Genomic DNA, 26,340 nt, shown 5'->3' on the forward strand with positions numbered 1-26,340 from the left:
GGCCCCACGCGGCCGCGCGCCCATCCCGACTCCCTGGGAGCCCCATGCTCTGGACCCTGCTCCGCCGTCACGGCCGGCGCTATCGCGGCGCCGTCGCGGCCGTCGTCGTGCTGCAGCTGATCAGCACGCTGGCCATGCTGTACCTGCCCAGCCTCAACGCCCGCATCATCGACGAGGGCGTAGCCCGCGGTGACACCGCCCGCATCTGGGACATCGGCCTCGTGATGCTCGGCGTCGCGCTGGTGCAGGTGGTCGCCGCGATCGCCGCCGTGTGGTTCGGGGCGAAGGCCTCGATGGGCGTCGGCCGGGACCTGCGCCGCGCCGTCTACACCCGCGTGGACGCGTTCTCCGCGGAGGAGCTCGGCCGCTTCGGCGCCGCGACCCTCATCACGCGCGGCACCAACGACGTCAACCAGGTCCAGATGCTCACCCTCATGGCCCTGAACTTCATGGTGGCCGTGCCGATCATGGCGGTCGGCGGCATCATCATGGCCATCCGCGAGGACCCGGGCCTGTCCTGGCTCGTGTGGGTCTCCGTGCCGGTGCTGCTGGTGATCGTGGCGTGGATCGTCGCCCGTCTCATGCCGCTGTTCCAGCGGATGCAGGACAACATCGACGACGTCAACGGCGTGATGCGCGAGCAGATCCAGGGCATCCGCGTGGTCCGCGCGTTCGTGCGCGAGCGCCACGAGACACGCCGGTTCACGGACGCCAACGCCGCCCTGACGGAGACGTCCGTGCGGATCGGCCGGCTGTTCGTGCTGCTCGGCCCGGTCATCACGATGATCCTCCACCTCGCCACCGCCGCCGTCCTGTGGTTCGGCGGCGAGCGCGTGGACGCGGGGCTCGTGCAGGTCGGCGCGCTCACCGCGTTCATGCAGTACCTGCTGCAGATCCTCATGGCGGTGATGATGGGCACCTTCATGATGATGATGCTCCCGCGCGCCGTGATCTCCGCCCGCCGCATCGGCGAGGTCCTGGACACCGTCCCCACGCTCGCTGAGCCGGTCCGCCCGGTGACCCCCGCGCGTCGCGACGGCGCCGTGGAGCTGCGCCACGTCACCTTCCAGTACCCCGGCGCCGAGGCGCCGGTGCTCGACGACGTCAGCTTCGCCGTCGCCCCCGGCACCACGACGGCGATCATCGGCTCGACCGGCTCCGGCAAGTCCACGCTGATCAGCCTGCTGCCGCGGCTGTACGACGCGACGTCCGGCGAGGTGCTCGTGGACGGTGTGCCGGTGACCGACCTGGCCCGGGCCGAGCTGACCGAGGCCGTGGCCCTCGTGCCGCAGAAGCCGTACCTGTTCTCGGGCACCGTGCGGGAAAACATGCAGTTCGGGGCCCCGGACGCCTCGGACGAGCGCATCTGGGCGGCCCTCGAGACGGCCCAGGCCGCCGACTTCGTGCGCGCCCGCACCACCGGCAAGGCAGAGACGGCGGCCTCCGGTCTGGACTCGCGCCTCTCCCAGGGCGGCACGGACGTCTCCGGTGGCCAGCGCCAGCGCCTGTCCATCGCGCGTGCCCTCGTGGCCGAGCCGCGGATCCTCGTGTTCGACGACTCGTTCTCCGCGCTGGACGTCACCACCGACGCGCGGCTGCGGGCGGCGCTCGACCGCGCGGCGGCCGGGGTGACTCGGATCGTCGTCGCCCAGCGGGTGGCCACCATCACCGACGCCGACCAGATCATCGTGCTGGACGAGGGCCGCGTGGTCGGCCGCGGCACCCACGCCGAGCTGCTGGCGGACAACCAGACCTACCGGGAGATCGTGGACTCCCAGCTGACCGCGGAGGACGTGGCATGAGCGAGCACCTGACGGACGAGGAGATCCTCGAGATCCAGGAGCAGGGCGCCACCGACGACTGGGGCGGCGGGCCGGCCCGCAAGGCCAAGGCGTTCTGGCCGTCCGCGAAGCGGCTCATGAGCCTGTTCCGCACGGAGAAGCTGGGCCTGGTGGTGGTCGCGCTGATGGTGCTGGTCGCCGTCGTGCTCAACGTGTGGGCCCCGCACGTCCTGGGCCGGGCGATGGACGTGATCTTCGGCGGCGTGGTCTCCGCGCAGATGCCCGGCGGGCTGAGCCGCGAGCAGGTCATCGACGGGCTGCGCGCCCAGGGCGAGGACCAGGCCGCAGAGATGCTCTCCGGCATGGCGTTCACGCCGGGCGAGGGGATCGACTTCACCGAGCTGGGCCGGCTGATCCTCATCGTCCTGGGCATGTACCTGGTGGCGCAGACCTTCATGTGGCTGCAGGGCCGCGTGCTCAATGACATCGTCATGCGCATCGTCTTCCGCCTGCGCGAGGAGATCGAGGCCAAGATCAACCGGCTGCCGCTGAGTTACTTCGACCGCGGGCAGCGCGGCGACCTGCTCTCCCGCGCCACCAACGACGTGGACAACGTCCAGCAGGCCCTCCAACAGGCGTTCGCCTCGCTCGTGTACTCGGTGCTGACCGTGATCGGCATCGTCGGCATGATGTTCTGGCTGTCCTGGCAGCTGGCGCTCATCGCCCTGATCGCGCTGCCGGTGGCCGGCGTGGTGGTGGGCGTGATCGGCAAGAAGTCCCAGGCGCTGTTCTCCGCGCAGTGGCGGGAGACGGGCCGGCTCAACGGGCACATCGAGGAGTCGTTCACGGGGCATGAGCTGGTGACCGTGTTCGGCCGTCAGCGGGACATGGCCGCGCGCTTCGACGAGCGCAACGAGGAGCTGTACGAGGCCGCGTTCACGGCGCAGTTCTACTCGGGGATGATCATGCCGATCATGCAGTGGGTGAACTGGCTGGGCTACGTGGGCATCGCGGTGGTCGGCGGCCTGCGCGTGGCCAACGGGCAGATGACCCTCGGCGCCGTCACCGCGTTCATCCAGTACTCGCGCGAGTTCAACCAGCCGCTCGGGCAGATCGCCGGCATGTCCAACATGCTGATCTCCGGCGTGGCGTCGGCCGAGCGCATCTTCGAGCTCCTCGACGAGCCGGAGGAGACCCCCGACGGCGACGTCGTCGCCCACCTCCCGCGCCCGCTGCGCGGTCGCGTGGAGTTCGAGCACGTGCGCTTCTCCTACACCCCGGAGAAGCCGCTCATCACGGACCTGAACCTCGTGGCGGAACCGGGGCAGACGGTCGCGATCGTCGGGCCGACCGGCGCCGGCAAGACCACCCTGGTCAACCTGATCATGCGGTTCTACGAGGTGGACGGCGGGCGGATCCTGCTGGACGGCGTGGACACCCGCACGGTCAGCCGCAGCGAGCTGCGCGCCGCCACCGGCATGGTGCTCCAGGACGCGGTGCTCTTCGGCGGGACCATCCGCGAGAACATCCGCTACGGCCGACTCGACGCCACGGACGAGGAGGTCGTCGCGGCGGCGAAGGCCACCTACGTGGACCGCTTCGTGCACACCCTGCCCGAGGGCTACGACACCGTCATCGAGCACGACGCCTCCAACGTGTCCGCGGGCGAGCGCCAGCTCATCACCATCGCCCGCGCGTTCCTGGCCCAGCCCTCCCTGTTGATCCTGGACGAGGCCACCTCCTCCGTGGACACCCGCACCGAGGTGCTGGTCCAGGGCGCCATGGCGGCGCTGCGCTCGGACCGCACGAGCTTCGTGATCGCCCACCGCCTCAGCACCATCCGCGACGCCGACGTGATCCTCGTGATGGAGCACGGCGACATCGTGGAGCAGGGCAGCCACGCCGAGCTGCTCGCGGCCAAGGGCGCCTACCACCGGCTCTACATGAGCCAGTTCAAGGGCGGGGAGGACGACGACGGCGCGGCCTCACGAGACGACGCCCGGTGATGGCTGCAGCAAGCGCAAAGGGAATCGGGACGGCCTGAGGAGGCCAGGAAGAATCCCTTGCCGTGGGAGGCCTTAGCGCCTAGTGTGTGACGCGGCTCATATTTGAGCTTGAATCCTGAGGAGGATCGTCACGGGTATGAAGCAGCGGGTTGCAAAGGTCGGGGCCGGTATCGCCGTCGCGGGATTGTTGGCCGTTTCTGGGGCAGTGCCGGCACAGGCATTGACGGACTCCGGGCGACAGGACTGCAGTGCCGGAGGTGGATATGTCGGCGTCCGTGGCGAGCAGCAGCGGTACGGGGATTACCTCACGGTGTCGGTTGGGGGAGTGTCGAGTACCAAAGCCAACTACTACGTGAGGTACTGGGAGCCTGGTCTCCGAGGCACCCAGACCTGGAAGGCCGATTCGGTCTCATTGCTTCTTTCGGGTAGCAATGGCTACTGCTACTACCCCTACTGATATTTTCTCTGCGAGCGCTGGGGTGTCTTGTGCCTGAGGGGCGAATGACAAGCGGTTTCGCTGGTGCCATGGTCGGACTCGTCGGGGCCCTCTTGTTGGCGGGGTGTGCTTCCGGCGCGGACGCAGGAGCGTCGGCGCACGCGGAGACAGGCAGTACCCCCTCAAAGGTGTGGGATGCCGCCACATGGAAACCGACCGAGGTCATCGAACCCGTTCTGGCGACGGAGCCGGAGAAGGAAGCGGCCTACCGAGAACAGATGGACCGCCTGGCAGAGAGCGGGGGAACTCCCGAGATCCTTCAGGTCCAGCGGAAGGACTGGTCCACGACTCCCCTGGAATCAGATCAGAAGGTCGCCTCGTGCATGAGGGCAGACGGATTCCCCGTCGAGGTCTCGCCGACGGGCGGTCTCCGATACTCCACGCCGCCGGCTGCGCAGGCTCGCGCCTGGGCGCTGGCGATGAACACCTGCATCGCCCAGCACCCAGTCGACCCGAGCTATACCCAGGATTGGAGCGAACCGCAGCTTCGCCTTGTCTATGACTACTGGGACCAGTACCTCATCCCCTGTCTCGAAGCGCAGGGGTTCACTGTGGACACCAGCACACGGCCGTCCAAGGAGTCCTTCGTGACGGCCTTCTTCACACCAGGCCGCCATGACTGGTGGCCCTTGCAGGCGACCATGAGAGGCGTGCCCGAGGAGCGCCAGACGCAGGTCGTCCAGACCTGCCCGGAGCTGCCCCCGCAGGACGTCTTCTGGGGCACCTCCGGATGACCCGGCCGCTCCGCTGGGCCACGCTGGCCGGGGTGCTCCTGATCGTGGCCGTCCTGGCCTTCTGGGCCGGCCGGGCCACGCTCACCCCTCCGGCCCAGGCCGAGCAGCGTCCGTCCGAGGACGCTCTCGTCACCGTCGCCGAGCAGGAGCTCGGCCGCGTCATCACCCTCGGCGTCTCCGTGACGCGCGAGCAGGCGCCCGCCGCCGTGAACGCGCTGTCCGGCGTCGTCACCCGGGCCGGGGAGTCCGGTGAGGTGGCCGCCGGGGACGTGCTGTACGCCGTCGCGCAGCAGCCCGTGATCACCGTGCAGGGCGAGCTGCCCCAGTGGCGGGCGCTCGGCGAGGGCGCCACCGGCAGCGATGTCGCCGCGTTCCAGCGCATGCTCGCCGCCACGGGGGCGAAGGTGGAGGTCACCGGCACCTGGGACGAGGCCACCGCTGTCGCCTGGAACGGCTGGCTCACCGAGCGCGACTACCCGGCCGCGGACACCGTGGAGCTGGGCCAGCTCGTGGTGCTGGAATCACTCCCCGCCGCGCTCAGCGTGGACGCGAAGGCCACGGCCGTCGGCGGCGCGCTCGCGGGAGGCGAGACCATCGTCGCCCGCCCCGGCGACGAGCCCACGTTCGCCATCGAGGTCAACCAGGACCAGGCCGCCATGATCCCGGCCGGCACCGCGGTGACCGTGCCCCACGGCGAGCACGAGTGGGAAGCCGTGGCCGGCGAGTCCACCGCGGACGACCAAGGGCTGATCCGCATCCCCCTGACCGCCCCCGACGGCGGCGCGGTGTGCGGCGCGGACTGCGACTCCCTGCCCGCCGAGGCCTCCACCTCCCTGCTCTCGAAGGTCAACGTGGTCCCGCCCGTCACCGGGCCCGTGGTCCCCGTGTCCGCGCTGCGCACCCAGCCTGACGGCGCCGCGAGGGTCACCGTGGTTCGCGACGGCGTCCAGGAGGAGCGCACCGTCATCGTCCGCGGCTCCGCGGACGGACTGGCCGTGGTGGACGGCGTGGACGCCGGGGAGACCGTGCGCGTGCTGAACGGCGCCCCGTGAACGCGGAGCTCTCCGTGGCGGACCTGCGCTTCGCGTACACGCGCGGCGCGGAGGAGCTGTTCGACGGCCTGACCCACCGCTTCACCCCTGGCGCCGTCACCGCGCTCACCGGCCCGTCCGGGCGCGGCAAGTCCACGCTGCTGTACGTGCTGGGGCTTATGCTCACGCCCTCGGCGGGCGTGGTGCGCCTGGGCGACGTCGACGCCTCCGCCCTCCCGGACCGGCGCCGGGCGCGGCTGCGGGCCACGTCCGTGGGGTTCGTGTTCCAGGACGCCGAGCTGGACCCGTCCCGGCCCATCCTGGACTCGGTGGTGGAGCCCGGCCTCTACGCCGGCCTGTCCCGTCGCGAGCTCGAAGGCCGGGCCAGGATCCTGCTGGAGCGGTTCGGCCTCGGGCACCGGGCCGAGCACCGGCCGGGCCAGGTCTCAGGCGGCCAGGCCCAGCGCGTGGCGGTCTGCCGGGCACTCGTGAACACCCCTGCGGTGGTGCTGGCCGACGAGCCCACGGGCAACCTCGACCCGGACAACGCCTCCCTCGTGCTCGACGCGCTGGCCGAGGCCGCGGGGGAGGGGCGCACCGTGGTGGTGGCCACGCACGACCCGGCCGTCGTCGCCCGTGCGGACGAGGTGGTGCGACTGTGAACCCGGAGGCCCGCCCGTGAACCTGAGGACCCTGCTGCGCGAGGCCCTCACCGCCGCCCGCACCGCGCCCGTGCCCTCCGCCCTCGTGCTGTTGGTGGTGGCCGCCATGTGCTTCGCGGCCGTCGCCACGGTGGGCCGTCAGGCGGCCACGGAGGCCGCCGTCGCCGCGGAGCTCTCCGGGCCCGCGGCGCGCGTGCTCACCGTGACGGACTCGGGTGGCACCGGCTTCCTCACCGGCGCCACCGTCGCCACCCTCGCCGGTCTCGACTCCGCCGAGGCCGCCCTGGCCCGCGACATGCCCGTGGACACGGTGAACGCCGCGATCGGTGCGGGCGGGACTCGCGTGGCGGTGACCCACGTGGTGGGCACCGTCGACCGCGGCGTCGAGCTCACGCGCGGCCGCCTGCCGGGCCCCGGGGAGGTGGTGGTGCCCGAGGCGAAGCTGGCCGAGCTGGGCCTGGCCCAGCCCTCCGGAGCGCTCGAGTCCGGAGACGGACGCCAGTGGGCCGTGGTGGGCGCGTTCGAGGCGCTCACCCCGTTCGAGGACCTCGCGGACTACGCGATTGCCGTGCCCGCCGCGCCGGCCTCCCTCGTGGTCCAGCAGGTCCGTGTCCTGGCCCCGGACACCGCCGGCACCCGCGCCATGCAGGACTCGGCCCTGGCCGTGATCGACCCCGACCCTCGCTCCTCGCAGGTGCAGACCGCGCGGGCGCTGGCCGCCGGGAACGCGACGATCACCGGGGAGCTGGCCGGACTCGGCCGGTCCCTGCTGCTGCTCATCCTCGGGGCGGGCGCCTTCTTCGTGGCGATCGTGGTGCTCGCCGACGTGCTCATCCGTCGCCGCGACCTCGGCCGCCGCCGCACCCTGGGCATCGGCCGCGCGGACCTCGTGCTGCTCGTGGCGGTCCGCACCGCCGCGCCGGCGGTGCTCGGGGCGGTGGTGGGCGCGGGGACGGGCTACGCCGTCGTCGTGGGGCAGGGCGGGGCGCTGGGGCTGGACTTCGTGGCGGGGGTGGCCGTGCTCGCCGCGCTGACCGCCGTGGTGGCGAGCCTGCTCCCGGCGGCCTTCGCGGCGTTCCGCGACCCCGTGCGGGTGATGCGCACGGCGTGACGGGTGCGCGCGGGGGTGGCCCGTTGCCTGCGGGGGTGGGTGCCGGCGCGGGTGCTCCCTGGCGATGCCGCCCGAGTCGCCTCTCGGGGTTCCGTGGGCAGGGCAACCGGTTCCGTGGGCGGGTCAGCCGGTTCCGTGGGCAGAAGAGTGACTCCTTCCGCCCACGGAACCTGAATCGCCGCCGGTTCTGCCCACGGAACCCTGCCCACGGAACCCTGCCCACGGAACCCTGCCCACGAAGCCCTGCCCACGGGACGCGGGGATTCTGGAACACTGGGACGCACGCCTCATGCGGCCGGACCGCGGCGGGCGGAGAGGAGGGCCATGACGCGCACCAGCACGTACGGGTTCCGGGAGGGGACGCTGGACACCGTCCGGCGCAGCATGCGGACCGTCGCGGTGCATCGCGACGACGGCGAGCTCGTCGGCCGGGTGGTCCGTGGGGAGCTGGCGGGCTGCGAACGCACCGGCACGTTCCGCTGGGAGTCGATCGGCGGTGCCGCCACCACGGTGGGGATCCGCCGGGCCACGTGGCGCAGCGCGGTGGGCCGCCTGCTGCGCCCGACCTATGCCGTGACGCATCGACCGGACGTCACGGCACCGGCCGAGGGGGAGCCACCGGCGCCCGTGCATGACGAGCTCAAGGAGATCTGGGGCGAGAACGTGCTCTACTTCGCCGTCGACGGGACGGTCCAGGGGCGTCGCGTGGTGGCCCGCGCGGACTGGGACGGCTCCGTGGAGGTGCGGGCACAGGGGGAGGACGGCGGCCGGCCACGGCGGGTCGCCCGGTTCCACTCGGGTGGGATGTTCTCCCTGACCCGCGTCGAGGTGGATCACGAGGCCGCCGGCACCACACGGGACGGTGCGCTGTTCGGCGTGCTCATGCTGCTGCCGTTCGTGGCGCGCCTCCATCGGGAGGAGTCCTCGCTGATCGAGGAGCTGCTCGGCTGAGTGCACGCTCCGCGTCGTCCGCGCCTGCCGCGTCCGGGGCCGCCGCTACCCTCGAGGCATGCCCGCCCCCGCCGCCACCACCACGACGACGCCGCCCGCCACGCCCCGCGAGCGGCAGTCGGTGCTGCGCACCCTGCGCACCCCGCGGTGGCTGCGCACCGAGGTCCTCGCGGGCCTCGTGGTGGCGCTGGCGCTCATCCCGGAGGCCATCGCGTTCTCGATCATCGCGGGCGTGGATCCGCGCGTCGGGCTGTTCGCGTCCTTCACCATGGCCGTCACCACCGCGATCGTGGGCGGCCGCCCCGCCATGATCTCCGCGGCCACGGGGGCGGTGGCGCTCGTCGTCGCACCGCTGTCCCACGCGTACGGGGTGGGGCACCTGCTTGCCGCGATCATCCTCGGCGGTGTCATCCAGATCCTGCTCGGCGTGCTCGGTGTGGCCCGGCTCATGCGGTTCGTCCCGCGGTCGGTGATGGTGGGGTTCGTCAACGCGCTGGCCATCCTCGTGTTCACCTCGCAGCTGCCCGAGCTGATCGGCGTCCCGTGGCTCGTGTACCCGCTCACGGCGCTCGCCCTGGTGATCGTGGTGCTGCTGCCGCGGCTCACCACGGCGGTGCCGGCGACCCTGGTGGCCGTGGTCGTGGTCACCTCCCTGGTGATGGCCGCCGGTCTGACCGTGCCGCGCGTGGGGGACCGTGGCGCGCTGCCGGACGCGTTGCCCGCGCTCGGCCTGCCGGACGTCCCGCTGACGTGGGAGACGCTGTGGCTGATCCTGCCGTTCAGCATCGGCATGGCGTTCGTGGGGCTGCTCGAGTCCCTGCTCACCGCGAAGCTGGTGGACGACATCACGGACACCCGCTCGGACAAGACGCGCGAGTCCTGGGGGCAGGGGGTCGCGAACGTGGTCTCCGGGCTGTTCGGCGGGATGGGCGGCTGTGCAGTGGTGGGGCAGACCATGATGAACGTCAAGGCGAACGGCGCCCGCACCCGGATCTCCACGTTCCTCGCGGGCGTGTTCCTGTTGGTCCTCGTGGTGGCCCTCGGCGAGTTCGTGGCGCAGATCCCCATGGCCGCGCTCGTGGGCGTGATGATGTTCGTGGCCGCCGCCACCTTCGATTGGCATTCGGTGCGCCCCGCCACCCTGCGCGCGATGCCGCGCTCGGAGACCGCCGTCATGGTCGTGACCGTGGCGGCCACGGTGCTCACTCACAACCTCGCGATCGGCGTGGGTGTGGGCGTGCTCGCTGCGCTGGTGCTCTTCGCTCAGCGCGTCTCGCGTCTGGTCACGGTGGTCCGCGAGGTCCACGACGACGGCGACGCCGTCACGTATCGCGTGCACGGCGCCCTGTTCTTCGCGTCCTCGAACGACCTCTACTCGCAGTTCGAGTACGCCCTCGACCCGCCGCGCGTCGTGATCGACATGAGTGCCGCGCACGTGTGGGACGCCTCCACTGTGGCCGCGCTCGACTCGGTGCTGACCAAGTACGCCCGGCACGGGATCCACGCCGAGGTGACGGGGCTGAACGAGGCCTCCGCGGCGATGCACGCGCGCCTCACCGGGCGACTCGGCGCCTGAGCCGGCGGGCTCCCGTTTCGGCAAGGGAAGCGCCCCGGGAGGCCGTCGTCTCGGCAACGAACGCGGGCCCCGGCCGAGGTCACGTGGTGATGAACTCCCACTGGTGCCCGTCCGGGTCGACGATCTCGCGGGAGTGCATGCCGGAGTCGGCCATCTCCTCGCGCAGGTCCTCGGGCAGGGGCACCTCGGCGGCGCCGAGCTCGATCGCCCGGTCCGCCAGGGCGTCCACCGCCGCGGCGTCGCCGACGGTCAGCGCCATGAGGGCGGAGTTGGTGGTGAGGCAGTCGGCGATCTCACGGTTGCCGATGAAGTCGGTGTAGTAGCCGGGGCTGAGGTACATCGCGTACGTCGACTCGGTGAGCTCGATGCACACCGAGTGCTCGTCCGAGTAGTCGTCCATCGCGGTGGCGCCCAGGGTCGTCCAGAACTCACGGATCCGCTCGGGGTCCGTCGTCGGGAGGTTGATGAACACCGGCTGGGAGAACAAGGCCATGGGGAGCACCGTAGACGAGGCGGTCGGCCCGCCGCCACCGCGCGCGTGTCGCGGGCGCGCGGGCGTGGCGTGGGCCACGGAGCCGCTCCCGACGACGGCGCCCGCGGCCTGGCGCGTCCGCCCCCGTTGGTAGCGTGGCCGCCATGAGCGTTCCTCCCTCCGGCCCGCCGGCCGGTCCGCCCGCCGGCTGGCCGCCGTCGGGCCGGCCGTCCGCCCGCCGCGCCGCCGTCGCCCCGAGCCTGCACGGGCACCCCGGCGCCCCCGGTGGCGTCCCCGCCGGCTGGCCCGGCCGCCGGCCCGCGGCCCGCCCCGCGCCGGACTGGACCCCGGGTCGGTTCCACTGGGGCGACGCCGTCGTGGTGCTCGTGTACGTGGCGCTCATGGTGCTCGGGCTGGGGCTGTGGCTGGCGGTGTCGCTCGGCCTGGTCCCCGGTGACCTCGAGGCGTTCGACCTGGTCCGCGACGGGTTCACGGTGAACATCGTCAGCTACGCGATCCTCGTGGTGCTCGTGCTGGCCGTGGCCTGGCGCCCGCTCGTGACGTCGCTGCGGGTGTTCCGCACGGGCACGTGGTGGAAGCTGTTGCTGCTGCCCGCCACGTGGCTGGCGTGCATCGTCGTGAACGTGATCGTGCTGAGCCTCATCGGGGAGGCGCAGACCAGCGCCAACCAGGCCGCGCTCGAGGAGATGACCACGCAGGCCCCGCCCGTGCTCATGATCCTCATGACCGTGGTGGCCGCCCCGCTCGTGGAGGAGTACCTGTTCCGCCACCTGCTGATCGGCAAGCTCTCCCGCTGGATCAACGTGTGGGTGTGCGCCGTGGTCTCCGTGCTCGCGTTCACACTCCTGCACTTCCTCGGCACCGGCGGCGACTTCCGGCTCGTGGAGACCGTCCCGTACCTGACCCTCGCGGTGGCGATCACGGTGTCCTACATCCTGATGGGCCGCTCGTTCGGGTACGCGGTGCTGCTGCACATGGTGAACAACGGCATCGCCATCGCGATGCTCTACCTCGTGGCCCCCCTGCTGCCGGACACGCTGCCCGAGCCCACGGCCCCGACCACGGCGCTGGCCCCGCTGCTGGCCCTGCTGGGCTGAGATGGCGGGACCCTCCGGCTCGACGGCGGCGCCCGCCCCGCAGGACGCGCGCGCCCTCACGCGGCGCATCCTCGCGCTCGCGGTCCCCGCGTTCGGCGCGCTCATCGCGGAGCCGCTGTTCCTGCTGGCCGACACCGCGATCATCGGGCACCTGGGCACGGCCCAGCTGGCCGGCGTCGGGATCGGCACCACCATCCTGCACACGCTCACCGGCCTCATGATCTTCCTGGCCTACGCCACCACCCCGGCGGTGGCCCGGCTGATCGGGGCGGGGGACCCGGCCGCCGCGATGGACCGCGGCCGCGACGGCATCTGGCTGGGCCTGCTGCTCGGCGCGGTGCTGGCCGTCCTCGGCTGGCTCGCGGCCCCCGCGCTGACGGCGGCCCTCGGCGCGACGGGCGAGGTGCAGGCCCATGCCGTCGCCTACCTGCGCTGGTCCATGCCGGGGCTGCCGGCCCTGCTGGCCGTGCTCGCCGCCACCGGGGTGCTCCGCGGCCTCCAGGACACCGTGACGCCGCTCGTGGTGGCGGGTGTGGGCTTCGGCGCGAACATCGGGCTGAACGTGGCCCTGGTGTACGGGCTGGGCTGGGGCGTGGCCGGCTCGGCCATCGGCACGTCCGTGGTGCAGTGGGCGATGCTCGTGACGTACCTGTTCGTGCTGGCCCCGCGCTTCCGCCGCTCGGGCACGGCGTGGGCGCCCCGTGCCTCGGGCATGCGCGCCACGGCCCAGGTGGGGTCGTGGCTGCTGCTGCGCACCGCGAGCCTGCGCGCGGCCATCCTCATCACCGTCATGGCCGCCGCCGGCGCGGGCGACCTCACCCTCGCCGCGCACCAGCTCGTCTTCACGCTGTTCTCCACGCTGGCGTTCGCCCTCGACGCCCTCGCGATCGCCGCGCAGGCCCTGATCGGCGCCGAGCTCGGGGCCGCCCGGCCGGACGCCGCCCGTCGCCTCACCCGGACGATGGTGCACTGGGGGCTGGGCTTCGGCGTCGTGACTGGGGCCGTCCTGGCCCTCGCGGCGCCGGTGCTGCCGGGGCTGTTCACCACGGACCCGACCGTGCAGGCCGCCGCCACCGTGGGCCTGTGGGTGCTGGCCGCCGGGCAGCCGGTGGCCGGGTACGTGTTCGTGCTGGACGGCGTGCTGATCGGCGCCGGCGACGCCCGCTACCTCGCCCTCGCCGGCCTCGTGAACCTCGTGGTCTACGCGCCGGCGCTCTGGGTGCTCGCGCAGCTCGCCACGGGCGGGTTCGGCTGGACCGCGGTCTGGCCCGGACCGAACGCCGCCGTGCCCGACGCCGGCGTGCAGCTGGGCCTGCTCTGGCTCGGCTTCGCGGGGGTCTACATGGGGATGCGGGCGCTCACCCTCGGCTGGCGGGCCCGGCGCGACGACTGGATGCGGCTCGGCGTCGTGTGAGCGCGTCCGGGCGGTGACGCGCGGGCCGGGCCGCGGCCGCACGGCTCCTAGACTGGGGCGGTGGCTACCGTGCAGACCCCCCTCGAGATCTCGTCCGTGGTGTTCAAGCCGATCCTGATCCGCGCCGTGGTGGCGCTGGCGTTCGGTCTGACCACCGTGTTCGTCGCCGAGCCGGGCCTGACGTGGATGAAGGTCATGTTCGCGCTGTATCTGGCGTTCTCCGGTTCGGCGATGTGGGAGTACCTGCGCCGCGACCCGGTGCCCGTGGCCATGCGCTCCCCGCTGTCGCTGGCGGCGGCCGCGTGGATGCTCGGCGTGATCGTGCTGCTGTTCCTGGGGTCCCCGGCCGCGGTGGGCGTGGCGGCCGGCGCCGCCCTCGTGCTCGGCGGGGTCGCCGAGCTCGTGGCGTGGGCCCGCCACCGCCGCGAGTTCATCCCCGCGCGGGACCAGCTGTGGACCGGGCTCGTGGGCCTGCTCTCCGGGGGCGGCGTGGTCGTGGCGGCCCTGCAGGGCTTCGGCCCGCACGCCCTGCTCGGCATCGCCGGCGGCGGGGCGATCCTGATCGGGGTGCTCCTGATGGTCTCCGGTCTCGGCTTCCACCACGAGGTGCGCCGGGATCGCGGCACGGCCAGGGGCCTCTGAACCGGGTCGACGTCGCCGTCCTGACCCGCGGGGCGGACGTTCGCCGGGGGAGGACCTCGGGGCCCCGCGGGGCCACCCGCCGGCCGGACGCGTAGACTGGCTCCGGTCCGCCGCGCCCCGAAGGCCTCAGCCCCGAGCGCCTGTGCGGGCCGTGCCGCCCCAGCCGCCCCCAGCCGTCAGGAGTCCCGCCGTGAGCGCACCGTCCCCCCGCCCGTCCGCCGATCGCGCCGGATCCGGCCGCCCGGCACGCGGCGGTCTGCGCACCACGGTCAAGGGCCCGCTGGTCTTCTCCGCCGTGCTCGGCGTGGTCGGTGGGGTGATCGCCGGCATCACGGCCTCCGGCGGCACGCAGAATCCGCTGCGCATCGACATCGCGCTGATCGCCTTCGGCGTCTTCTTCACGACCTCGCTCGTGGTGGTGGCCATGCTGCAGCTCGCCGCCCGTGAGAACCCGGACCACCTCTCCCAGGGCTCCGGCGTCAACCGCTCCTCCGAGGAGATGTTCCGCAAGACCGCCGCCGACCGCCGCGCCCAGGCCGCCGCCGAGCGCCGCGCGCAGGGCGGCACCGGAGGCGACGCCCCGCGCGCCTGAGGCCGGCGCCTCAGAACCCGAGGCTGCGCGCCTCCCGACGCAGCGCGTCCGCCGAGGCGTGCAACGCCCGCATCTCCGCCGCGTCCAGTTCCGGCTCGATCACGCGCGTGACGCCGTCGCGCCCCACCACGGACGGCATGGACAGCGCGACCCCCGAGAGCCCGTGGACGCCGTCGAGCACGGTGGAGACCGGCAGGATGGCGTGCTGGTCGCGCAGGATCGCCTCGAGCAGGCGGGTCGTGGCCACGCCGACCGCGTACGTGGTGGCGCCCTTGCCCTGGATCACCTCGTAGGCCGCGTTGACCACGGTGTCCGCGACTTCGTCCAGGTCGGCGCGGGTGAACAGCGGGTCGGCCGGCGTCGGCCACTCGAGGAGGGGCGTCGGGCCGATGCGCGCCGAGCTCCACGCGGGGAACTCCGTGTCCCCGTGCTCGCCGAGGATGGCCGCGTGCACCGACGACGCGTGGACCTGCGCCCGCGACGCCAGCAGCCACCGCAGGCGGGACGTGTCCAGGAGGGTGCCCGAGCCGATCACCCGGCCGGCAGGCAGACCGGTGAGGCGCTGGGCCACCAGCGTGAGGACGTCCACGGGATTGGTGACGAGCACGACCAGCGCGTCCGGCGCGTGCGCCTGCACCTGGGGCAGCAGACCGCGCAGGATCTCCACGTTGTGCGCGCCGAGGTCGAGGCGGGTCTGCCCCGGCCTCTGCTTGGCGCCGGCCGTGATCACCACGACCTCGCAGCCGGCCAGGACGTCCGGGTCCGCGCCGCCGGTCATCGCGGACGCAGAGGTGAACGGGGTGCCGTGGGCCAGGTCGAGGACCTCGGCGCGGACCTTGGGCTCGTCGATGTCGTAGAGGGCGACCTCGCGGGCGACGCCGCGGATCAGCGCCGCGTAGCAGATCGCCGTGCCGACGCCGCCGGCCCCCACGACGCCGACCTTGCGGTGGGCGGGTCCGAGGGACGAGGGGGAGTGGACGGGGGTGTGCTCGCTCATGCCGCGCAGGCTAGGGGTGCCCGGCCGGCCGACGGAACCAGAGGCCGCCCCGTCCCCCGATGTTCAGCGCCGGGTCACCTGGCGGGCAGGGCCGGGTCAGTCCTTCTTCTTGTCCGACTTCTTCTTGCGGGCCTTCTTCTCCGCCTTCTTCTCCGCCTTCTTGCGCTCCTTCTTCTCCTTCTCGGTCTCCCGGCGGGGCTCGTCGGCGGCGGCCTCGGAGTCCACGACGGCCTCCGGCGCCTCCGCCTCCTCCGGCCCGGCCGGCCCGGCCGGATCCGTCGCGGGTGCGGCCTCCGCCGCCTCGGCCAGGCGTGCCCGGTAGGAGCGCACGTGGGTGCGGTTGGCGCAGTTGGCCTCGTCGCAGAACCGCTTGGACCGGTTCCGGCTGGCGTCCACGAGCGCGTTCTCGCAGTCCTCGCCCTCGCACACGCGCAGGCGGGTCAGCTCGCCGTCCATCGCGGTCTCCGCCAGCGCGAGGGCGGCCATCGCGGCCAGCCGCTCCACCGCGTCGGCGGGGACCTGCGCCGGGGCCAGCCCGACGACGTCGCCCCCGGCCGTCAGCCGCAGCGGCCCGGCCGCGGCGAGGAGGGCGTTCACGCGCTCCACGGCGGTCGCCTCGTCCCCGGCGGCGAGGGCCCAGACCTCGGCCAGACGGCCGCGGAGCTCGCGGCCGCGCACGGCCGCGGCGGCGGCCAGGCGGAGGCGGACCTCGTCCTCCTGGAGTTCAGGGACGAGGGAGGGCAGCTGCGTGGCGGCGGTGAACCGCTCGTCCGCCGGCTGACCGCCCCGCAGTCCGGGGGCGGTGTTCAGGAACGCGGCCAGGGAGGCGAGGCGGGAGAGCGTCGGCGCGGAGAGCATGGGGAAAGCGTACGGCGGGCCCGCCCTCCCGTCACCGGCTTCACGCCGCGTATCGGGTCGCCTCCGGCGCCGCCCCGTCCAGTACCCTGACCCCCACGGACCCCGTCTGCGCGGCGGGGTGCACCCACGGGGCCGGAGGGGCCCCCGAACCAGCACAGGAGACCTCCATGTCCCAGACCTCCCAGGCGACCGGTCGCCTCTCCGCCGGGCACGTCATCGTCAAGACCCTCGAGTCCCACGGCGTGAAGCGCGTCTACTCCGTGCCGGGCGAGTCCTACCTGGACGTCCTGGACGGCCTGCACGACTCGGACATCGAGAACGTGGTGTGCCGCCACGAGGGCGGCGCCACGTACATGGCCGAGGCCGACGGCAAGATGAACGAGGTCCCCGGCGTCGCCATGGTGACGCGCGGCCCGGGCGCCGCGAACGCCCACGTCGGCCTGCACACCGCGTGGCAGGACTCGACGGCGCTCGTGCTGTTCGTCGGCCTGATCCCGTTCGAGCACCGCGACCGCGAGGCCTTCCAGGAGTTCGACCCGCACGCCTGGTTCGGCACCGGTGCGAAGCGCGTGATGGTCCTGGACCACCCGGAGCGCGCCTCCGAGATCGTGGCCGAGGCCATGTTCGCCGCGAGCTCGGGCCGGCCCGGGCCCGTCGTCGTCGGCCTGCCGGAGGATGTGATCCGCCAGGAGATCGACGCGCACCTGCACCCGCAGATCCCCGTGGCCCCAGGCGGCATGACCGTGGAGGACTGGAAGTCCCTGCACGCCGCGCTCAAGGAGTCCCGCAAGCCGCTGTTCATCACCGGTGGCAACGACTGGACGGACGAGGGTGCGCAGACCCTGACGACGTGGCTGGAGGAGCACAAGATCCCCGCCGCCGCCGAGTGGCGCACTGAGGGCACCGTGCCGTTCTCCTCGCCGTCCTACGTGGGCCCGATCGGCTACGGCCGCCCGAAGCCGACCTACGACATGCTCGAGGAGACCGACCTCATCGTGTTCGTCGGCACCGTGCCGGGCGACGTCGTGACCAACGGCTTCACCATCCGCCAGAACTGGGACAAGAAGAACTTCCTGGTCACCATCGACCCGTCCCTGCGCGGCCGCTCCGGCCCCGTGTCCCACCAGATCGTGGCCAAGCCGGATGTGTTCATCCGCGACCTCGTCCGCATGGAGCTCGAGGTCAAGCCGGAGTGGGAGGAGTGGACCTCCCGCATGCGCGGCGAGCAGGAGAAGTTCGCGGCCCTGCCCCCGGCCGAGCCGTCCGAGGGTCAGGCGAAGATGGCCACCCTCATGGCCAACCTGGTGCCGAAGCTGCCGAAGGACTCGATGATCTCCCTCGGCGCGGGCGAGCACACCAACTGGGCGCACCGGTACTTCCCGACCGAGGGCTACCGCGCCATGATCTCGGCCCGCAACGGCTCCATGGGCTACTCGGTGCCGGGCGCCGTGGCCGCGTCCCTGAACTTCCCGGACCGCACCGTGGTGACCATCGCCGGCGACGGCGAGTTCCTCATGAACGGTCAGGAGCTGGCGACCGCCGCGCAGTACGGCGCGAAGCCCCTCGTGATCGTCATGGACAACCAGGAGTACGGCACCATCCGCACCCATCAGGAGCGCGAGTACCCCGAGCGCGTCTCCGGCACCCAGCTGAAGAACCCCGACTTCGCCGCCATGGCCCAGGCGTTCGGCGGCTTCGGGGTGCGCGTGGAGCGGGACGCGGACGTGCCGGCGGCCGTGGACGCGGCGCTCAAGGCGGTCCAGGAGGAGGGCCGGTTCGCGCTCATCCACCTGATCGTGGAGCAGCGCGTCAAGGCCTACTGAGGCCGGCGGCGCGGTCCCCGCCGTCCCTCCGGTCAGGCCGCCGTCGTGGGGACGTCGAAGCGCAGCTGGGGCACGGGGAAGGGCGCACCGTCGAGGTCCGCCTCGACCCGGTCCCGCAGCACGCCCCCGCACGCACGGATCGTGGCCACGGAGGCGGTGTTCGTCTCGTCGCACGTGAGCAGGGCGGCGGGCACCCCGCGTGCGGCCAGCAGCGTCAGGGCGCCGCGCAGCAGCCGCGCGGCGTGGCCCCGCCGCCGGAACGCGGGGCGCACCGCATAGCCCACGTGTCCGTTGACGTGCCGCAGCGCCTCGTTCAGCTCCCACCTCACGGACACCCGGCCCACCAGATGGCCCGCCTCGTCCACGCCCACGTAGAAGGAGGCGGGCACGCGGCCGGGTTCGACGTCGCCGCGCGCCTCGGCGGCGAACGCGCGGCGGATCGCGGGGAAGGAGCGGGTGCCGGCCATCAGGAAGTCGAACCCCTCCCGATGCAGCTCGGCGTCCGCCTCGCGCGCCGCGATCTCGTCCGCGGCGCGCAGCAGGAGGCCGTCCACGGTGACGGTGGGGCTGGGGTCCGGGAGCATGTGCCGAGTGTACGAGGGGGACGCCGGGCGTGGCCGCGTGAGCCGCCCGCCGCCCCAGCCCTCGTGCTTTCCCCACCTCCGCGCCACCCCCGCGCCGTGAGCCAGACGTTTCGGTCGTGATCAGCCCCTGATTGCAGCCGAAACGTCTGGCTCGCGGCACAGCCCCCGGGCCGCCGCGCCCCCCACCACGCCGGCTGGGGTGACGTGGATCACGTTGCAGGCTAGGGTGGGGGGACCGACGATCGCCCATCCCCAGGAGGCCGCAATGACCGTGCCGTCCTCGTCGGCGGAGCATGCGCCCGCGCTCGAGGCTCGCCCCGAGATGCCGGGCGAGACCCTGTCCCGCGTCGCCATGACGTCCGCGGCGCTCGAGCTGATCCGCCGACTCCTCCCGATCCATGGCCCGCTCATGTTCCACCAGTCCGGCGGCTGCTGCGACGGGTCCGCGCCCATGTGCTATCCCGCCGGCGACTTCACGACCGGCGCCGCCGACGTCCTGCTGGGCACCTTCGCGCTGCCGGCCGAGGGGGACCAGGCCGCCGTGGAGATCCCGTTCTGGATGTCCGCCGCCCAGTTCGAATACTGGAAGCACACCCACCTCACCCTGGACGTGGTGGACGGGCGCGGCTCCGGCTTCTCCGTCGAGGCCCCCGAGGGCAAGCGGTTCCTGATCCGCTCGCGGTTGATGGCAGGCTCGGGATGAGCTCGACCCTCGCCACCGGCGCCTACCGACGCGCCGTGGACCGGGCCCACGAGTCCCTCGCCGCGGTCCGCCTGTCGCTCGCGCCGTCGTCGCCCACCGCTCCGGCCGGCGCAGACCAGGGCCTGCGCGCCGCCCTGCAGGGGCTGCGGCGAGAGGTCCGTGAGTCCTGGCTGCGCTCCCTCGGCGCCCTCACCCCCGCGGTACCCGGCCAGACCGACCCGGCCACCCTCTCCGACGACGACCTCGCCGCCGCCCGCCGAGACCAGCGCCTCGCCGTGGCCCTGCCGGTGGTCCGACGCATGCTCATCCACCCCGCGGCCGAGGCCGGGATGCTCGCCGCGATCGGCAACGCGCGCGGCCACCTGCTGTGGGTCGAGGGCGACCGGACCGCGGTGCGCCACGCCGAGACCATGGGCTTCGTGGCCGGCGCCGACTGGTCCGAGGCGTCCATGGGCACCTCCGCCCCCGGCATCGTCCTCGCGACCGGCGCCCCCACGCAGGTCAGCCGCGGCGAGCACCTGAGCCCGCGCGTGCACCCGTGGAGCTGTTCGGCCGTCCCGCTCACGGACCCGGCCACCGGGCGGCTCGTCGGGGTCCTGGACCTCACGGGCGGCGAGGACGCCGTCAGCCACCTCGCCCTGCCGCTGCTCCAGGCCACCGTGGACGCCGTGCACGCCGCCTGGCGGGACCTGCCCGCCCCGTCCCGGGGCCGTCCCCGCGGCACCGCCCCGACGCCGGGCCCCTCGGCTCCGCCGTCCGCCTCGCCGGCGCCGAGCCCCGCCGCCGCGCCGCACCGCCACGACGCCGCCGCGGGCCTGCTGCGCGTCACCGGCCACCTGCCGCCCACGCTGGACGGGGTCGAGCTCACCGGCCGGCACGCCGAGATCCTCACCCTCCTCGCGTGGCACGGCCCGGGCCTGACCGGCGCCGAGCTCGAGGTCGCGCTGTATCCGGAGGAGACGGCCGGGCCCCGGTCCGCGCCGGGCGACGCCCCCGCCCGCGCCATCTCGCTGCGCGCCGAGGTGCATCGACTCCGCCGGGCGCTGCGGGACGTGGGGGCGCCGGTGGAGCTGCTGTCCCGGCCGTACCGGCTCGTGGGGGAGGTGCACGCGGACCTGCTGTGCGCGCGGGAGGCGCTGCGCGCCGGGGATCTGGACCGTGCGCTGCACGCGGCGGTTGGGCCGGTGCTGCCGCGGTCGGCGTCCCCCGGTGTCGCCTCGATCCGCGCGGAGCTGGGGGAGGCGCTGCGCGAGGCCGTCGCCCAGGACGCAGATGTCGACCAGCTCTGGGCTTACCTGGGCCGCCCCGAGGCCCGCGACGACGTCGAGCTCTGGGGCGCCGCCCTGCGTCTGCTGCCGACGGACTCGCCGCGGCGCGCGCTCGCCGTGGCCACGCTCGAGCGGATCGAGCGGGACCTGGCCTGAGCCGGCCCGCCCCTCACCCGCGCCCGGCTGCAACCTTCGTGCAACCTCCCTGTGACTAGGGTCACAGCCACGGCAGGGCGCCACCCGGCGCCGAGGCAACCGCAGGCAAAGGAGCCAGCACCATGACCGTCTACGCATTCCCGGGCACCGAGGGAGCCAAGGTCGAGTTCAAGTCCCGCTACGAGCACTTCATCGGCGGAGAGTGGACACCCCCGGTCAAGGGCCAGTACTTCGAGAACGTCACGCCCGTGACGGGCAAGGTGTTCTGCGAGGTCGCCCGCGGCACGGCCGAGGACATCGACGTCGCCCTCGACGCCGCCTGGAAGGCCGCCCCGGCCTGGGGCGCCACCTCGGCGGCCGAGCGTGCGCTCGTGCTGCACCGCATCGCGGACCGCATGGAGGAGAACCTCGAGATGCTGGCGGTCGCGGAGACCTGGGACAACGGCAAGGCCGTCCGGGAGACCCTCAACGCGGACCTGCCGCTGGCCATCGACCACTTCCGGTACTTCGCCGGCGCGATCCGCGCGCAGGAGGGCGGCCTGTCCCAGGTGGACGAGGACACCGTCGCCTACCACTTCCACGAGCCGCTCGGCGTGGTCGGCCAGATCATCCCGTGGAACTTCCCGCTGCTGATGGGGGTGTGGAAGCTGGCGCCCGCGCTGGCCGCGGGCAACGCCGTCGTGATCAAGCCCGCCGAGCAGACGCCGGCCTCGATCATGGTGTTCATCGAGCTGATCGCGGACCTGCTGCCGGCCGGCGTCGTCAACGTGGTCAACGGCTTCGGCCTCGAGGCCGGCAAGCCGCTCGCGCAGTCGCCGCGCATCCGCAAGATCGCGTTCACGGGTGAGACGACGACGGGCCGGCTGATCATGCAGTACGCCTCGGAGAACATCATCCCGGTGACCCTGGAGCTGGGCGGCAAGTCGCCCAACGTCTTCTTCGAGGACGTCATGGCGGCCGACGACGCCTACTGGGACAAGGCGCAGGAGGGCTTCACCCTGTTCGCGCTGAACCAGGGCGAGGTCTGCACGTGCCCGTCGCGGGCGCTCGTGCAGGAGTCGATCGCGGAGAAGTTCCTCGACGCCGTCGTGGAGCGGACCTCGCGCATCGTGACCGGCAACCCCCTCGACACGGACGTGATGATGGGCGCCCAGGCCTCCAACGACCAGCTCGAGAAGATCACGTCCTACCTGGACATCGGCCGTCAGGAGGGCGCCGAGGTGCTGATCGGTGGCGCCCGCGCCGAGATGGAGGGCGAACTGGCCGGCGGCTACTACGTGCAGCCCACGATCTTCCGCGGGGACAACTCGATGCGCATCTTCCAGGAGGAGATCTTCGGGCCGGTGGTCTCGACGACCACGTTCACCGACTTCGACGACGCCATGCGGATCGCCAACGACACGCTCTACGGGCTCGGCGCCGGCGTGTGGTCCCGGAACGGCAACACCGCCTACCGCGCGGGCCGGGCGATCCAGGCCGGCCGCGTGTGGGTGAACAACTACCACGCCTACCCGGCCCACGCCGCGTTCGGCGGGTACAAGTCCTCCGGCATCGGCCGCGAGAACCACCTGATGATGCTCGACCACTACCAGCAGACCAAGAACCTGCTCGTCTCCTACTCCGAGGACAAGCTCGGGTTCTTCTGAGCCGACGCCGGCACCGCACGACCCCCCTCCCCACTCCACGAAAGGTGATCCCCATGACCACGATGAAGGCAGCCGTCGTCACCCAGTTCGGCACAGAGGCCGACGTCACGGAGGTCGAGCGCCCGACGCCCGGCCAGCACCAAGCGCTCGTGAAGCTCATCTCCTCGGGCGTCTGCCACACGGACCTGCACGCGATGGAGGGCGACTGGCCGGTGAAGCCGACCCCGCCGTTCATCCCGGGCCACGAGGGCGTGGGCATCGTCGAGGAGGTCGGACCCGACGTCGAGAACCTCAAGGTCGGGGACATGGTCGGCAACGCGTGGCTGTGGCGAGCGTGCGGCCACTGCCAGTACTGCCGTACCGGGTGGGAGACGCTGTGCGAGGAGCAGGTCAACGGCGGCTACTCCGTGGACGGCTCGTTCGGTGAGTACATGCTCGTGGACGCCCGCTACGCGCCCGTGATCCCCGAGGGCGCGGACCCGATGGAGGTCGGCCCGATCCTGTGCGCCGGCGTCACGGTGTACAAGGGGCTGAAGCAGACCGAGGTGCGGCCCGGGCAGTGGGTCGTGATCTCCGGCATCGGCGGCCTGGGGCACATCGCGGTGCAGTACGCCGTGGCGATGGGCATGCGCGTGGTGGCCGTGGACGTCGCGGACGACAAGCTGGCGCTCGCCTCCCGGCACGGCGCGGAGCTGACCGTGAACGCGAACGTCGCGGACCCCTCCGTGGAGATCCAGGAGAAGATCGGCGGCGCCCACGGCGTGCTCGTCACGGCCGTGCACCCGCAGGCGTTCGGCCAGGCCATCGCGATGACCCGCCGCGGCGGCACCATCGTGTTCAACGGCCTGCCCCCGGGCGACTTCCCCGCGCCGATCTTCGACATCGTCCTCAAGGGCCTGACCATCCGCGGCTCGATCGTGGGCACCCGGCAGGACATGGTCGAGGCGCTCGAGTTCTACGCGGCCGGGAAGATCCACCCGACGTTCCACACCCGCCCGCTCACCGAGATCAACGACGTGTTCGAGGAGATGCGCCACGGCAAGATCGAGGGCCGCGTCGTCATCGACTACGCGATGCAGGACTGACGTGCCGCCTGGGCATCCGCTGGGCGCGGGGTAGTATCGACACATCACACGCACCAGTGCGACGGCGGTCGTCCCGCCCGGAGATCCGGGCCGGGGCGGCCGCCGTCGTCGTCGCGGGGACGGGACGGGCCGCAGCGATTCCGGTGCGCGAGCCTCAGCGGGCCGCGGCCGGGGCGACGCCGTCGCGCAGCCACTCCAGCGTGGCCGGCCAGAAGGCCGGCGCGAACCGAGCGTGGAACAGTCCGAAGTGCCCGATCTCCGCGACACCGAGCTCCTCCGGCCGCACCCGCCAGCGCACCGTCTGCCGACCCGGCGAGTAGGCGTCCGCGCGGTCGAGGGCGGCGTCGGTGCCGAAGTCGTCGTCCACGGGCGCCACGATCAGCGCGTCCGCCGTGAACGCGGCCAGACGACGGCGCAGCTCGTCCCGGCCGGCGCCGGTGCGGGCGCTCGCGGTGAAGTCGCGGCGACTGCGCGCCCAGTCCAGGGCGACCCCGCGCGGCAGGTCCTCGAGCCAGCCGAGCCGCCGCCCCGGGAAGTGCCCGCGGGCCAGCGTGATCGCCGGCATCGCCGCGTGCCACCGCGCCCACATCCGTGCACGCCCCGGCCGCGCCCGGTAGTCCCGCCAGTGGGCGTGCTGCCCGCCGACGGCCACGTGCCGGGCCACATGCCGCGCCTCGTCCGCGAGCCCGATGCCGAACCCGCCGTAGCTGTGGCCCACCGTCAGGAGGGGGCCGGGCAGGCGCGTCCGGGCCCAGCCGAGCACGGCGTCCGCGTCGAGGGCGCCCCAGTCCGCCCACCGCGCCCGCCGCGCCACGGCGAACGGCTCACGGGACTCCCCGACGCCCCGGTAGTCGAACGTGACCGCGTGGAACCCGTGGCCGGCGAGGAACTCCGCGTAGCGCCGGTAGTACGTGGCCTTCACCCCGGTCGCCGAGGCGATCACCACCGCGCCGGCGGGCCGGGCCGGGGGCGTCGTCGTCGTGGGGGCGAAGTGGCGGGCCGCGAGCACGAAGCCGTCGCGGGCGCGGAGGCGCACGGGGGTGGAGGGGGTCTGCGTCACGCCGCCACCCTAGGCGCGGGGCGGCGCGACCTGCGACACAGACCTGCGACACAATGGGCCCATGACTGAGACCCCCCAGAGCTCGTCCGGCCAGAGCCGGGACGAGATCCTCGCCCGCCTCGAGGAGATCTACGCGAACGACCCCGCGGTGCGCGAGCACGGCGTCACCCTCGGCGAGGTGGCCGAGGGGCGCGTGGTGCTGCACCGCGACGTCACCGCGGACATGGTGAACTCCCACGAGATCTGCCACGGCGGCTTCCTGTTCCACCTCGCGGACTCGGCGCTGGCGTACTGCGTGGCGACCTTCGGCGCCGCCCCCGTCACCCGGCGCGCCGAGATCACCTACGTGGCGCCCGCCAGGCTCGGCGCGCACCTCGTGGCGACCGCCCGCCAGTCGGTGGAGTTCGGCCGCGACCGCATGATCGAGGTCGGCATCGAGGCGGACGGCCAGCTCGTCGCCTGGTTCACCGGCCACTCCACGAGCCCGCGGGTGCACGCGTGAGCGCCGGGCAGGACGCGACGACGGCCGGGCCGGTCGTCGAGTCGGTGGAGCTGCACGTGGCCGCGGGGGCGGAGGCGGCGTTCGAGGCCGCCGTCGCCGAGGCCGAGCCGCTGTTCCGGGACAAGGGCGCGACGTCCTTCGCGCTGTCCCGGCAGGTGGAGGACCCGGCGCGCTACCGGCTGCTGATCGGCTGGCGCACGCTCGAGGACCACACCGTGGCCTTCCGCGAGTCCGACGCGTTCCTCGCGTGGCGGGCGCTCGTCACCCCGCACCTGGCGCAGCCGCCGGCCGCGACCCACTGGTCCGCCGTCTGACCCCCGCGCCCCCCGCTCTCGTTCGGGAAACGGCGGTCCCCGGCGCGTTTTCGTTCGAGAAACGGCGCGAGGGCCGACCGTTTCCCGAACGAAAGTGCCCGACACGCCGCCGTTTCCCGAACGAAAGTGCCGACTGAGACGCGGTCGGTTCAGAGGTGACGGCCGGCCAACCGCGTGAGGCTCGACTGGATGCCCCGCCCGTTGTCCGCCGGCACCCGCAGCAGCTCGTACGCGCGGCGCACGGCCGGCCGGGCCCACGAGTAGTCGAAGGTCTCGGTGACCTCGGTGGTGCCGTCCCCGTTGTCCCGGAACGCCCAGCGCCACCGGTGTCCGCCCGGGTGGGCCCACTCCACGAGCTCGTCCTCGTCCACGGCGGTGGCGGTCAGCGTCATCGTGTACGGCACCCCGTACTTTCGCATGGCCACGCGGAACCGGTCGCCCACGGCCAGCCGGTGCGGCCCGCTCACCTTCGGCCGCACGGTCCCGGATCCGTCCGCCTCGTGATGGCGGTGCGGGTCCGCGAGCATCGCCCACAGCTCGTGCGCCGGCGCGGCCACGGTGACCCGGTAGGACACCTGGTGCTCGCCGGTCTCCACGCGCTCGGGCCACGCCGCCTGCGGGGCGGCCTGCGGCAGCCCGGACGACGACGGCGCGGCGGCGGACTCGGTCTCGGGGGTGGCGGACGAGGGGGTCGGCTCGGTGCTCATGCCGCCCAGTCTAGGAACCGCCGCGGACACCGGAAGCGGAGGCGACGGCAC

The 26,340-nt window shown here is 73.2% G+C and carries 25 protein-coding genes; 19 read left to right on the forward strand and 6 right to left on the reverse strand.

Annotation, left to right across the window (positions count from 1 at the left end; genetic code table 11):
- Nucleotides 1-44 precede the first annotated feature (44 nt).
- From OVA32_RS02465 to OVA32_RS02500, 8 genes are all read left to right on the forward strand, one after another.
- Nucleotides 45-1,802: an ABC transporter ATP-binding protein gene (locus OVA32_RS02465; protein ID WP_036384543.1), complete on the forward strand. Its 1,758-nt coding sequence runs from the start codon at nucleotides 45-47 to the stop codon at nucleotides 1,800-1,802.
- Nucleotides 1,799-3,787: an ABC transporter ATP-binding protein gene (locus OVA32_RS02470; RefSeq protein ID WP_036384541.1), complete on the forward strand. Its 1,989-nt coding sequence runs from the start codon at nucleotides 1,799-1,801 to the stop codon at nucleotides 3,785-3,787. The genes OVA32_RS02465 and OVA32_RS02470 overlap by 4 nt, the downstream gene beginning before the upstream one ends.
- Nucleotides 3,788-4,411: 624 nt before the next feature.
- On the forward strand, nucleotides 4,412-5,017 hold the full coding sequence (locus OVA32_RS02475; protein WP_230594463.1) for a hypothetical protein: 606 nt from the start codon (nucleotides 4,412-4,414) through the stop codon (nucleotides 5,015-5,017).
- Complete coding sequence (locus tag OVA32_RS02480; RefSeq protein WP_036384988.1) at nucleotides 5,014-6,069, forward strand: hypothetical protein; 1,056 nt, start codon at nucleotides 5,014-5,016, stop codon at nucleotides 6,067-6,069. The genes OVA32_RS02475 and OVA32_RS02480 overlap by 4 nt, the downstream gene beginning before the upstream one ends.
- On the forward strand, nucleotides 6,066-6,710 hold the full coding sequence (locus OVA32_RS02485) for an ABC transporter ATP-binding protein (protein ID WP_010079956.1): 645 nt from the start codon (nucleotides 6,066-6,068) through the stop codon (nucleotides 6,708-6,710). The genes OVA32_RS02480 and OVA32_RS02485 overlap by 4 nt, the downstream gene beginning before the upstream one ends.
- 16 nt (nucleotides 6,711-6,726) lie before the next feature.
- Nucleotides 6,727-7,821, forward strand: a complete 1,095-nt coding sequence (locus OVA32_RS02490; protein WP_010079957.1) for a permease — start codon at nucleotides 6,727-6,729, stop codon at nucleotides 7,819-7,821.
- Nucleotides 7,822-8,145: 324 nt separating this feature from the next.
- Nucleotides 8,146-8,772, forward strand: coding sequence for a hypothetical protein (locus tag OVA32_RS02495; RefSeq protein ID WP_010079958.1), 627 nt, complete (start codon nucleotides 8,146-8,148; stop codon nucleotides 8,770-8,772).
- Nucleotides 8,773-8,830: 58 nt separating this feature from the next.
- Entirely contained in the window at nucleotides 8,831-10,348 is a 1,518-nt protein-coding gene (locus OVA32_RS02500; protein WP_041103419.1) for a SulP family inorganic anion transporter, read from the forward strand.
- Between the two features lie 79 nt (nucleotides 10,349-10,427).
- On the opposite strand, the gene OVA32_RS02505 is transcribed toward OVA32_RS02500, so the two are convergent.
- A complete protein-coding gene (locus OVA32_RS02505) occupies nucleotides 10,428-10,841 on the reverse strand; it encodes a VOC family protein (RefSeq protein ID WP_041103417.1) in 414 nt (137 codons plus the stop codon).
- A gap of 143 nt (nucleotides 10,842-10,984) precedes the next feature.
- On the opposite strand from OVA32_RS02505, the gene OVA32_RS02510 reads away from it, so the two are divergent.
- The 4 genes from OVA32_RS02510 (at nucleotide 10,985) to OVA32_RS02525 (ending at nucleotide 14,586) form a co-directional block, all read left to right on the forward strand.
- On the forward strand, nucleotides 10,985-11,938 hold the full coding sequence (locus tag OVA32_RS02510) for a CPBP family intramembrane glutamic endopeptidase (RefSeq protein ID WP_012751117.1): 954 nt from the start codon (nucleotides 10,985-10,987) through the stop codon (nucleotides 11,936-11,938).
- A gap of 1 nt (nucleotide 11,939) precedes the next feature.
- Nucleotides 11,940-13,352, forward strand: a complete 1,413-nt coding sequence (locus tag OVA32_RS02515) for an MATE family efflux transporter (protein WP_036385008.1) — start codon at nucleotides 11,940-11,942, stop codon at nucleotides 13,350-13,352.
- Nucleotides 13,353-13,412: 60 nt separating this feature from the next.
- Nucleotides 13,413-13,994 carry a hypothetical protein gene (locus tag OVA32_RS02520; RefSeq protein WP_010079963.1) on the forward strand — a complete coding sequence of 194 codons (582 nt, stop codon included), beginning with the start codon at nucleotides 13,413-13,415 and terminating at the stop codon, nucleotides 13,992-13,994.
- Between the two features lie 190 nt (nucleotides 13,995-14,184).
- Nucleotides 14,185-14,586: a hypothetical protein gene (locus OVA32_RS02525; RefSeq protein ID WP_036317513.1), complete on the forward strand. Its 402-nt coding sequence runs from the start codon at nucleotides 14,185-14,187 to the stop codon at nucleotides 14,584-14,586.
- Between the two features lie 10 nt (nucleotides 14,587-14,596).
- Here OVA32_RS02525 and OVA32_RS02530 read toward each other — a convergent pair whose 3' ends face one another.
- Entirely contained in the window at nucleotides 14,597-15,583 is a 987-nt protein-coding gene (locus OVA32_RS02530) for an L-lactate dehydrogenase (RefSeq protein ID WP_041103415.1), read from the reverse strand.
- A gap of 96 nt (nucleotides 15,584-15,679) precedes the next feature.
- Entirely contained in the window at nucleotides 15,680-16,441 is a 762-nt protein-coding gene (locus OVA32_RS02535) for a CGNR zinc finger domain-containing protein (protein ID WP_095353837.1), read from the reverse strand.
- Nucleotides 16,442-16,608: 167 nt separating this feature from the next.
- Between OVA32_RS02535 and OVA32_RS02540 the strand changes: the two genes are divergently transcribed.
- Nucleotides 16,609-18,264, forward strand: a complete 1,656-nt coding sequence (locus OVA32_RS02540) for a thiamine pyrophosphate-dependent enzyme (protein WP_095353838.1) — start codon at nucleotides 16,609-16,611, stop codon at nucleotides 18,262-18,264.
- Between the two features lie 32 nt (nucleotides 18,265-18,296).
- On the opposite strand, the gene OVA32_RS02545 is transcribed toward OVA32_RS02540, so the two are convergent.
- On the reverse strand, nucleotides 18,297-18,848 hold the full coding sequence (locus OVA32_RS02545) for a GNAT family N-acetyltransferase (protein ID WP_095353839.1): 552 nt from the start codon (nucleotides 18,846-18,848) through the stop codon (nucleotides 18,297-18,299).
- A gap of 265 nt (nucleotides 18,849-19,113) precedes the next feature.
- Between OVA32_RS02545 and OVA32_RS02550 the strand changes: the two genes are divergently transcribed.
- From OVA32_RS02550 to adhP, 4 genes are all read left to right on the forward strand, one after another.
- Nucleotides 19,114-19,551, forward strand: a complete 438-nt coding sequence (locus OVA32_RS02550) for a DUF779 domain-containing protein (protein WP_010079970.1) — start codon at nucleotides 19,114-19,116, stop codon at nucleotides 19,549-19,551.
- Nucleotides 19,548-20,975, forward strand: coding sequence for a helix-turn-helix domain-containing protein (locus tag OVA32_RS02555; RefSeq protein WP_267715062.1), 1,428 nt, complete (start codon nucleotides 19,548-19,550; stop codon nucleotides 20,973-20,975). The genes OVA32_RS02550 and OVA32_RS02555 overlap by 4 nt, the downstream gene beginning before the upstream one ends.
- 122 nt (nucleotides 20,976-21,097) lie before the next feature.
- Complete coding sequence (locus OVA32_RS02560) at nucleotides 21,098-22,621, forward strand: aldehyde dehydrogenase family protein (RefSeq protein ID WP_145015936.1); 1,524 nt, start codon at nucleotides 21,098-21,100, stop codon at nucleotides 22,619-22,621.
- Between the two features lie 53 nt (nucleotides 22,622-22,674).
- Nucleotides 22,675-23,706: an alcohol dehydrogenase AdhP gene (adhP, locus tag OVA32_RS02565; protein ID WP_036316753.1), complete on the forward strand. Its 1,032-nt coding sequence runs from the start codon at nucleotides 22,675-22,677 to the stop codon at nucleotides 23,704-23,706.
- Between the two features lie 154 nt (nucleotides 23,707-23,860).
- Here the strand turns inward: adhP and OVA32_RS02570 are convergent, their stop codons facing one another.
- Entirely contained in the window at nucleotides 23,861-24,766 is a 906-nt protein-coding gene (locus OVA32_RS02570; protein WP_020624651.1) for an alpha/beta fold hydrolase, read from the reverse strand.
- Between the two features lie 61 nt (nucleotides 24,767-24,827).
- On the opposite strand from OVA32_RS02570, the gene OVA32_RS02575 reads away from it, so the two are divergent.
- Nucleotides 24,828-25,268: a hotdog fold thioesterase gene (locus tag OVA32_RS02575; protein WP_020624653.1), complete on the forward strand. Its 441-nt coding sequence runs from the start codon at nucleotides 24,828-24,830 to the stop codon at nucleotides 25,266-25,268.
- Nucleotides 25,265-25,582: a putative quinol monooxygenase gene (locus OVA32_RS02580; RefSeq protein ID WP_020624654.1), complete on the forward strand. Its 318-nt coding sequence runs from the start codon at nucleotides 25,265-25,267 to the stop codon at nucleotides 25,580-25,582. Before OVA32_RS02575 ends, OVA32_RS02580 begins: the two co-directional genes overlap by 4 nt.
- A 149-nt stretch (nucleotides 25,583-25,731) precedes the next feature.
- Here OVA32_RS02580 and OVA32_RS02585 read toward each other — a convergent pair whose 3' ends face one another.
- On the reverse strand, nucleotides 25,732-26,289 hold the full coding sequence (locus OVA32_RS02585) for an SRPBCC family protein (RefSeq protein ID WP_020624655.1): 558 nt from the start codon (nucleotides 26,287-26,289) through the stop codon (nucleotides 25,732-25,734).
- Between the last annotated feature and the right edge of the window lie 51 nt (nucleotides 26,290-26,340).

Source organism: Micrococcus sp. SL257 (genome assembly GCF_026625585.1).
GTDB lineage: Bacteria > Actinomycetota > Actinomycetes > Actinomycetales > Micrococcaceae > Micrococcus > Micrococcus luteus.

What these genes read in the sequence shown, in the direction of transcription:
- OVA32_RS02575 (WP_020624653.1), top strand. Translation starts at nt 24,828, where the DNA reads ATGACTGAGACCCCCCAGAGCTCGTCCGGCCAGAGCCGGGACGAGATC.
- OVA32_RS02505 (WP_041103417.1), bottom strand. Translation starts at nt 10,841, where the DNA reads ATGGCCTTGTTCTCCCAGCCGGTGTTCATCAACCTCCCGACGACGGAC.
- OVA32_RS02480 (WP_036384988.1), top strand. Translation starts at nt 5,014, where the DNA reads ATGACCCGGCCGCTCCGCTGGGCCACGCTGGCCGGGGTGCTCCTGATC.
- OVA32_RS02560 (WP_145015936.1), top strand. Translation starts at nt 21,098, where the DNA reads ATGACCGTCTACGCATTCCCGGGCACCGAGGGAGCCAAGGTCGAGTTC.
- OVA32_RS02535 (WP_095353837.1), bottom strand. Translation starts at nt 16,441, where the DNA reads ATGCTCTCCGCGCCGACGCTCTCCCGCCTCGCCTCCCTGGCCGCGTTC.
- OVA32_RS02540 (WP_095353838.1), top strand. Translation starts at nt 16,609, where the DNA reads ATGTCCCAGACCTCCCAGGCGACCGGTCGCCTCTCCGCCGGGCACGTC.
- OVA32_RS02545 (WP_095353839.1), bottom strand. Translation starts at nt 18,848, where the DNA reads ATGCTCCCGGACCCCAGCCCCACCGTCACCGTGGACGGCCTCCTGCTG.
- OVA32_RS02510 (WP_012751117.1), top strand. Translation starts at nt 10,985, where the DNA reads ATGAGCGTTCCTCCCTCCGGCCCGCCGGCCGGTCCGCCCGCCGGCTGG.
- OVA32_RS02495 (WP_010079958.1), top strand. Translation starts at nt 8,146, where the DNA reads ATGACGCGCACCAGCACGTACGGGTTCCGGGAGGGGACGCTGGACACC.
- OVA32_RS02530 (WP_041103415.1), bottom strand. Translation starts at nt 15,583, where the DNA reads ATGAGCGAGCACACCCCCGTCCACTCCCCCTCGTCCCTCGGACCCGCC.
- OVA32_RS02585 (WP_020624655.1), bottom strand. Translation starts at nt 26,289, where the DNA reads ATGAGCACCGAGCCGACCCCCTCGTCCGCCACCCCCGAGACCGAGTCC.
- OVA32_RS02500 (WP_041103419.1), top strand. Translation starts at nt 8,831, where the DNA reads ATGCCCGCCCCCGCCGCCACCACCACGACGACGCCGCCCGCCACGCCC.
- OVA32_RS02555 (WP_267715062.1), top strand. Translation starts at nt 19,548, where the DNA reads ATGAGCTCGACCCTCGCCACCGGCGCCTACCGACGCGCCGTGGACCGG.
- OVA32_RS02515 (WP_036385008.1), top strand. Translation starts at nt 11,940, where the DNA reads ATGGCGGGACCCTCCGGCTCGACGGCGGCGCCCGCCCCGCAGGACGCG.
- OVA32_RS02550 (WP_010079970.1), top strand. Translation starts at nt 19,114, where the DNA reads ATGACCGTGCCGTCCTCGTCGGCGGAGCATGCGCCCGCGCTCGAGGCT.
- OVA32_RS02470 (WP_036384541.1), top strand. Translation starts at nt 1,799, where the DNA reads ATGAGCGAGCACCTGACGGACGAGGAGATCCTCGAGATCCAGGAGCAG.
- adhP (WP_036316753.1), top strand. Translation starts at nt 22,675, where the DNA reads ATGACCACGATGAAGGCAGCCGTCGTCACCCAGTTCGGCACAGAGGCC.
- OVA32_RS02465 (WP_036384543.1), top strand. Translation starts at nt 45, where the DNA reads ATGCTCTGGACCCTGCTCCGCCGTCACGGCCGGCGCTATCGCGGCGCC.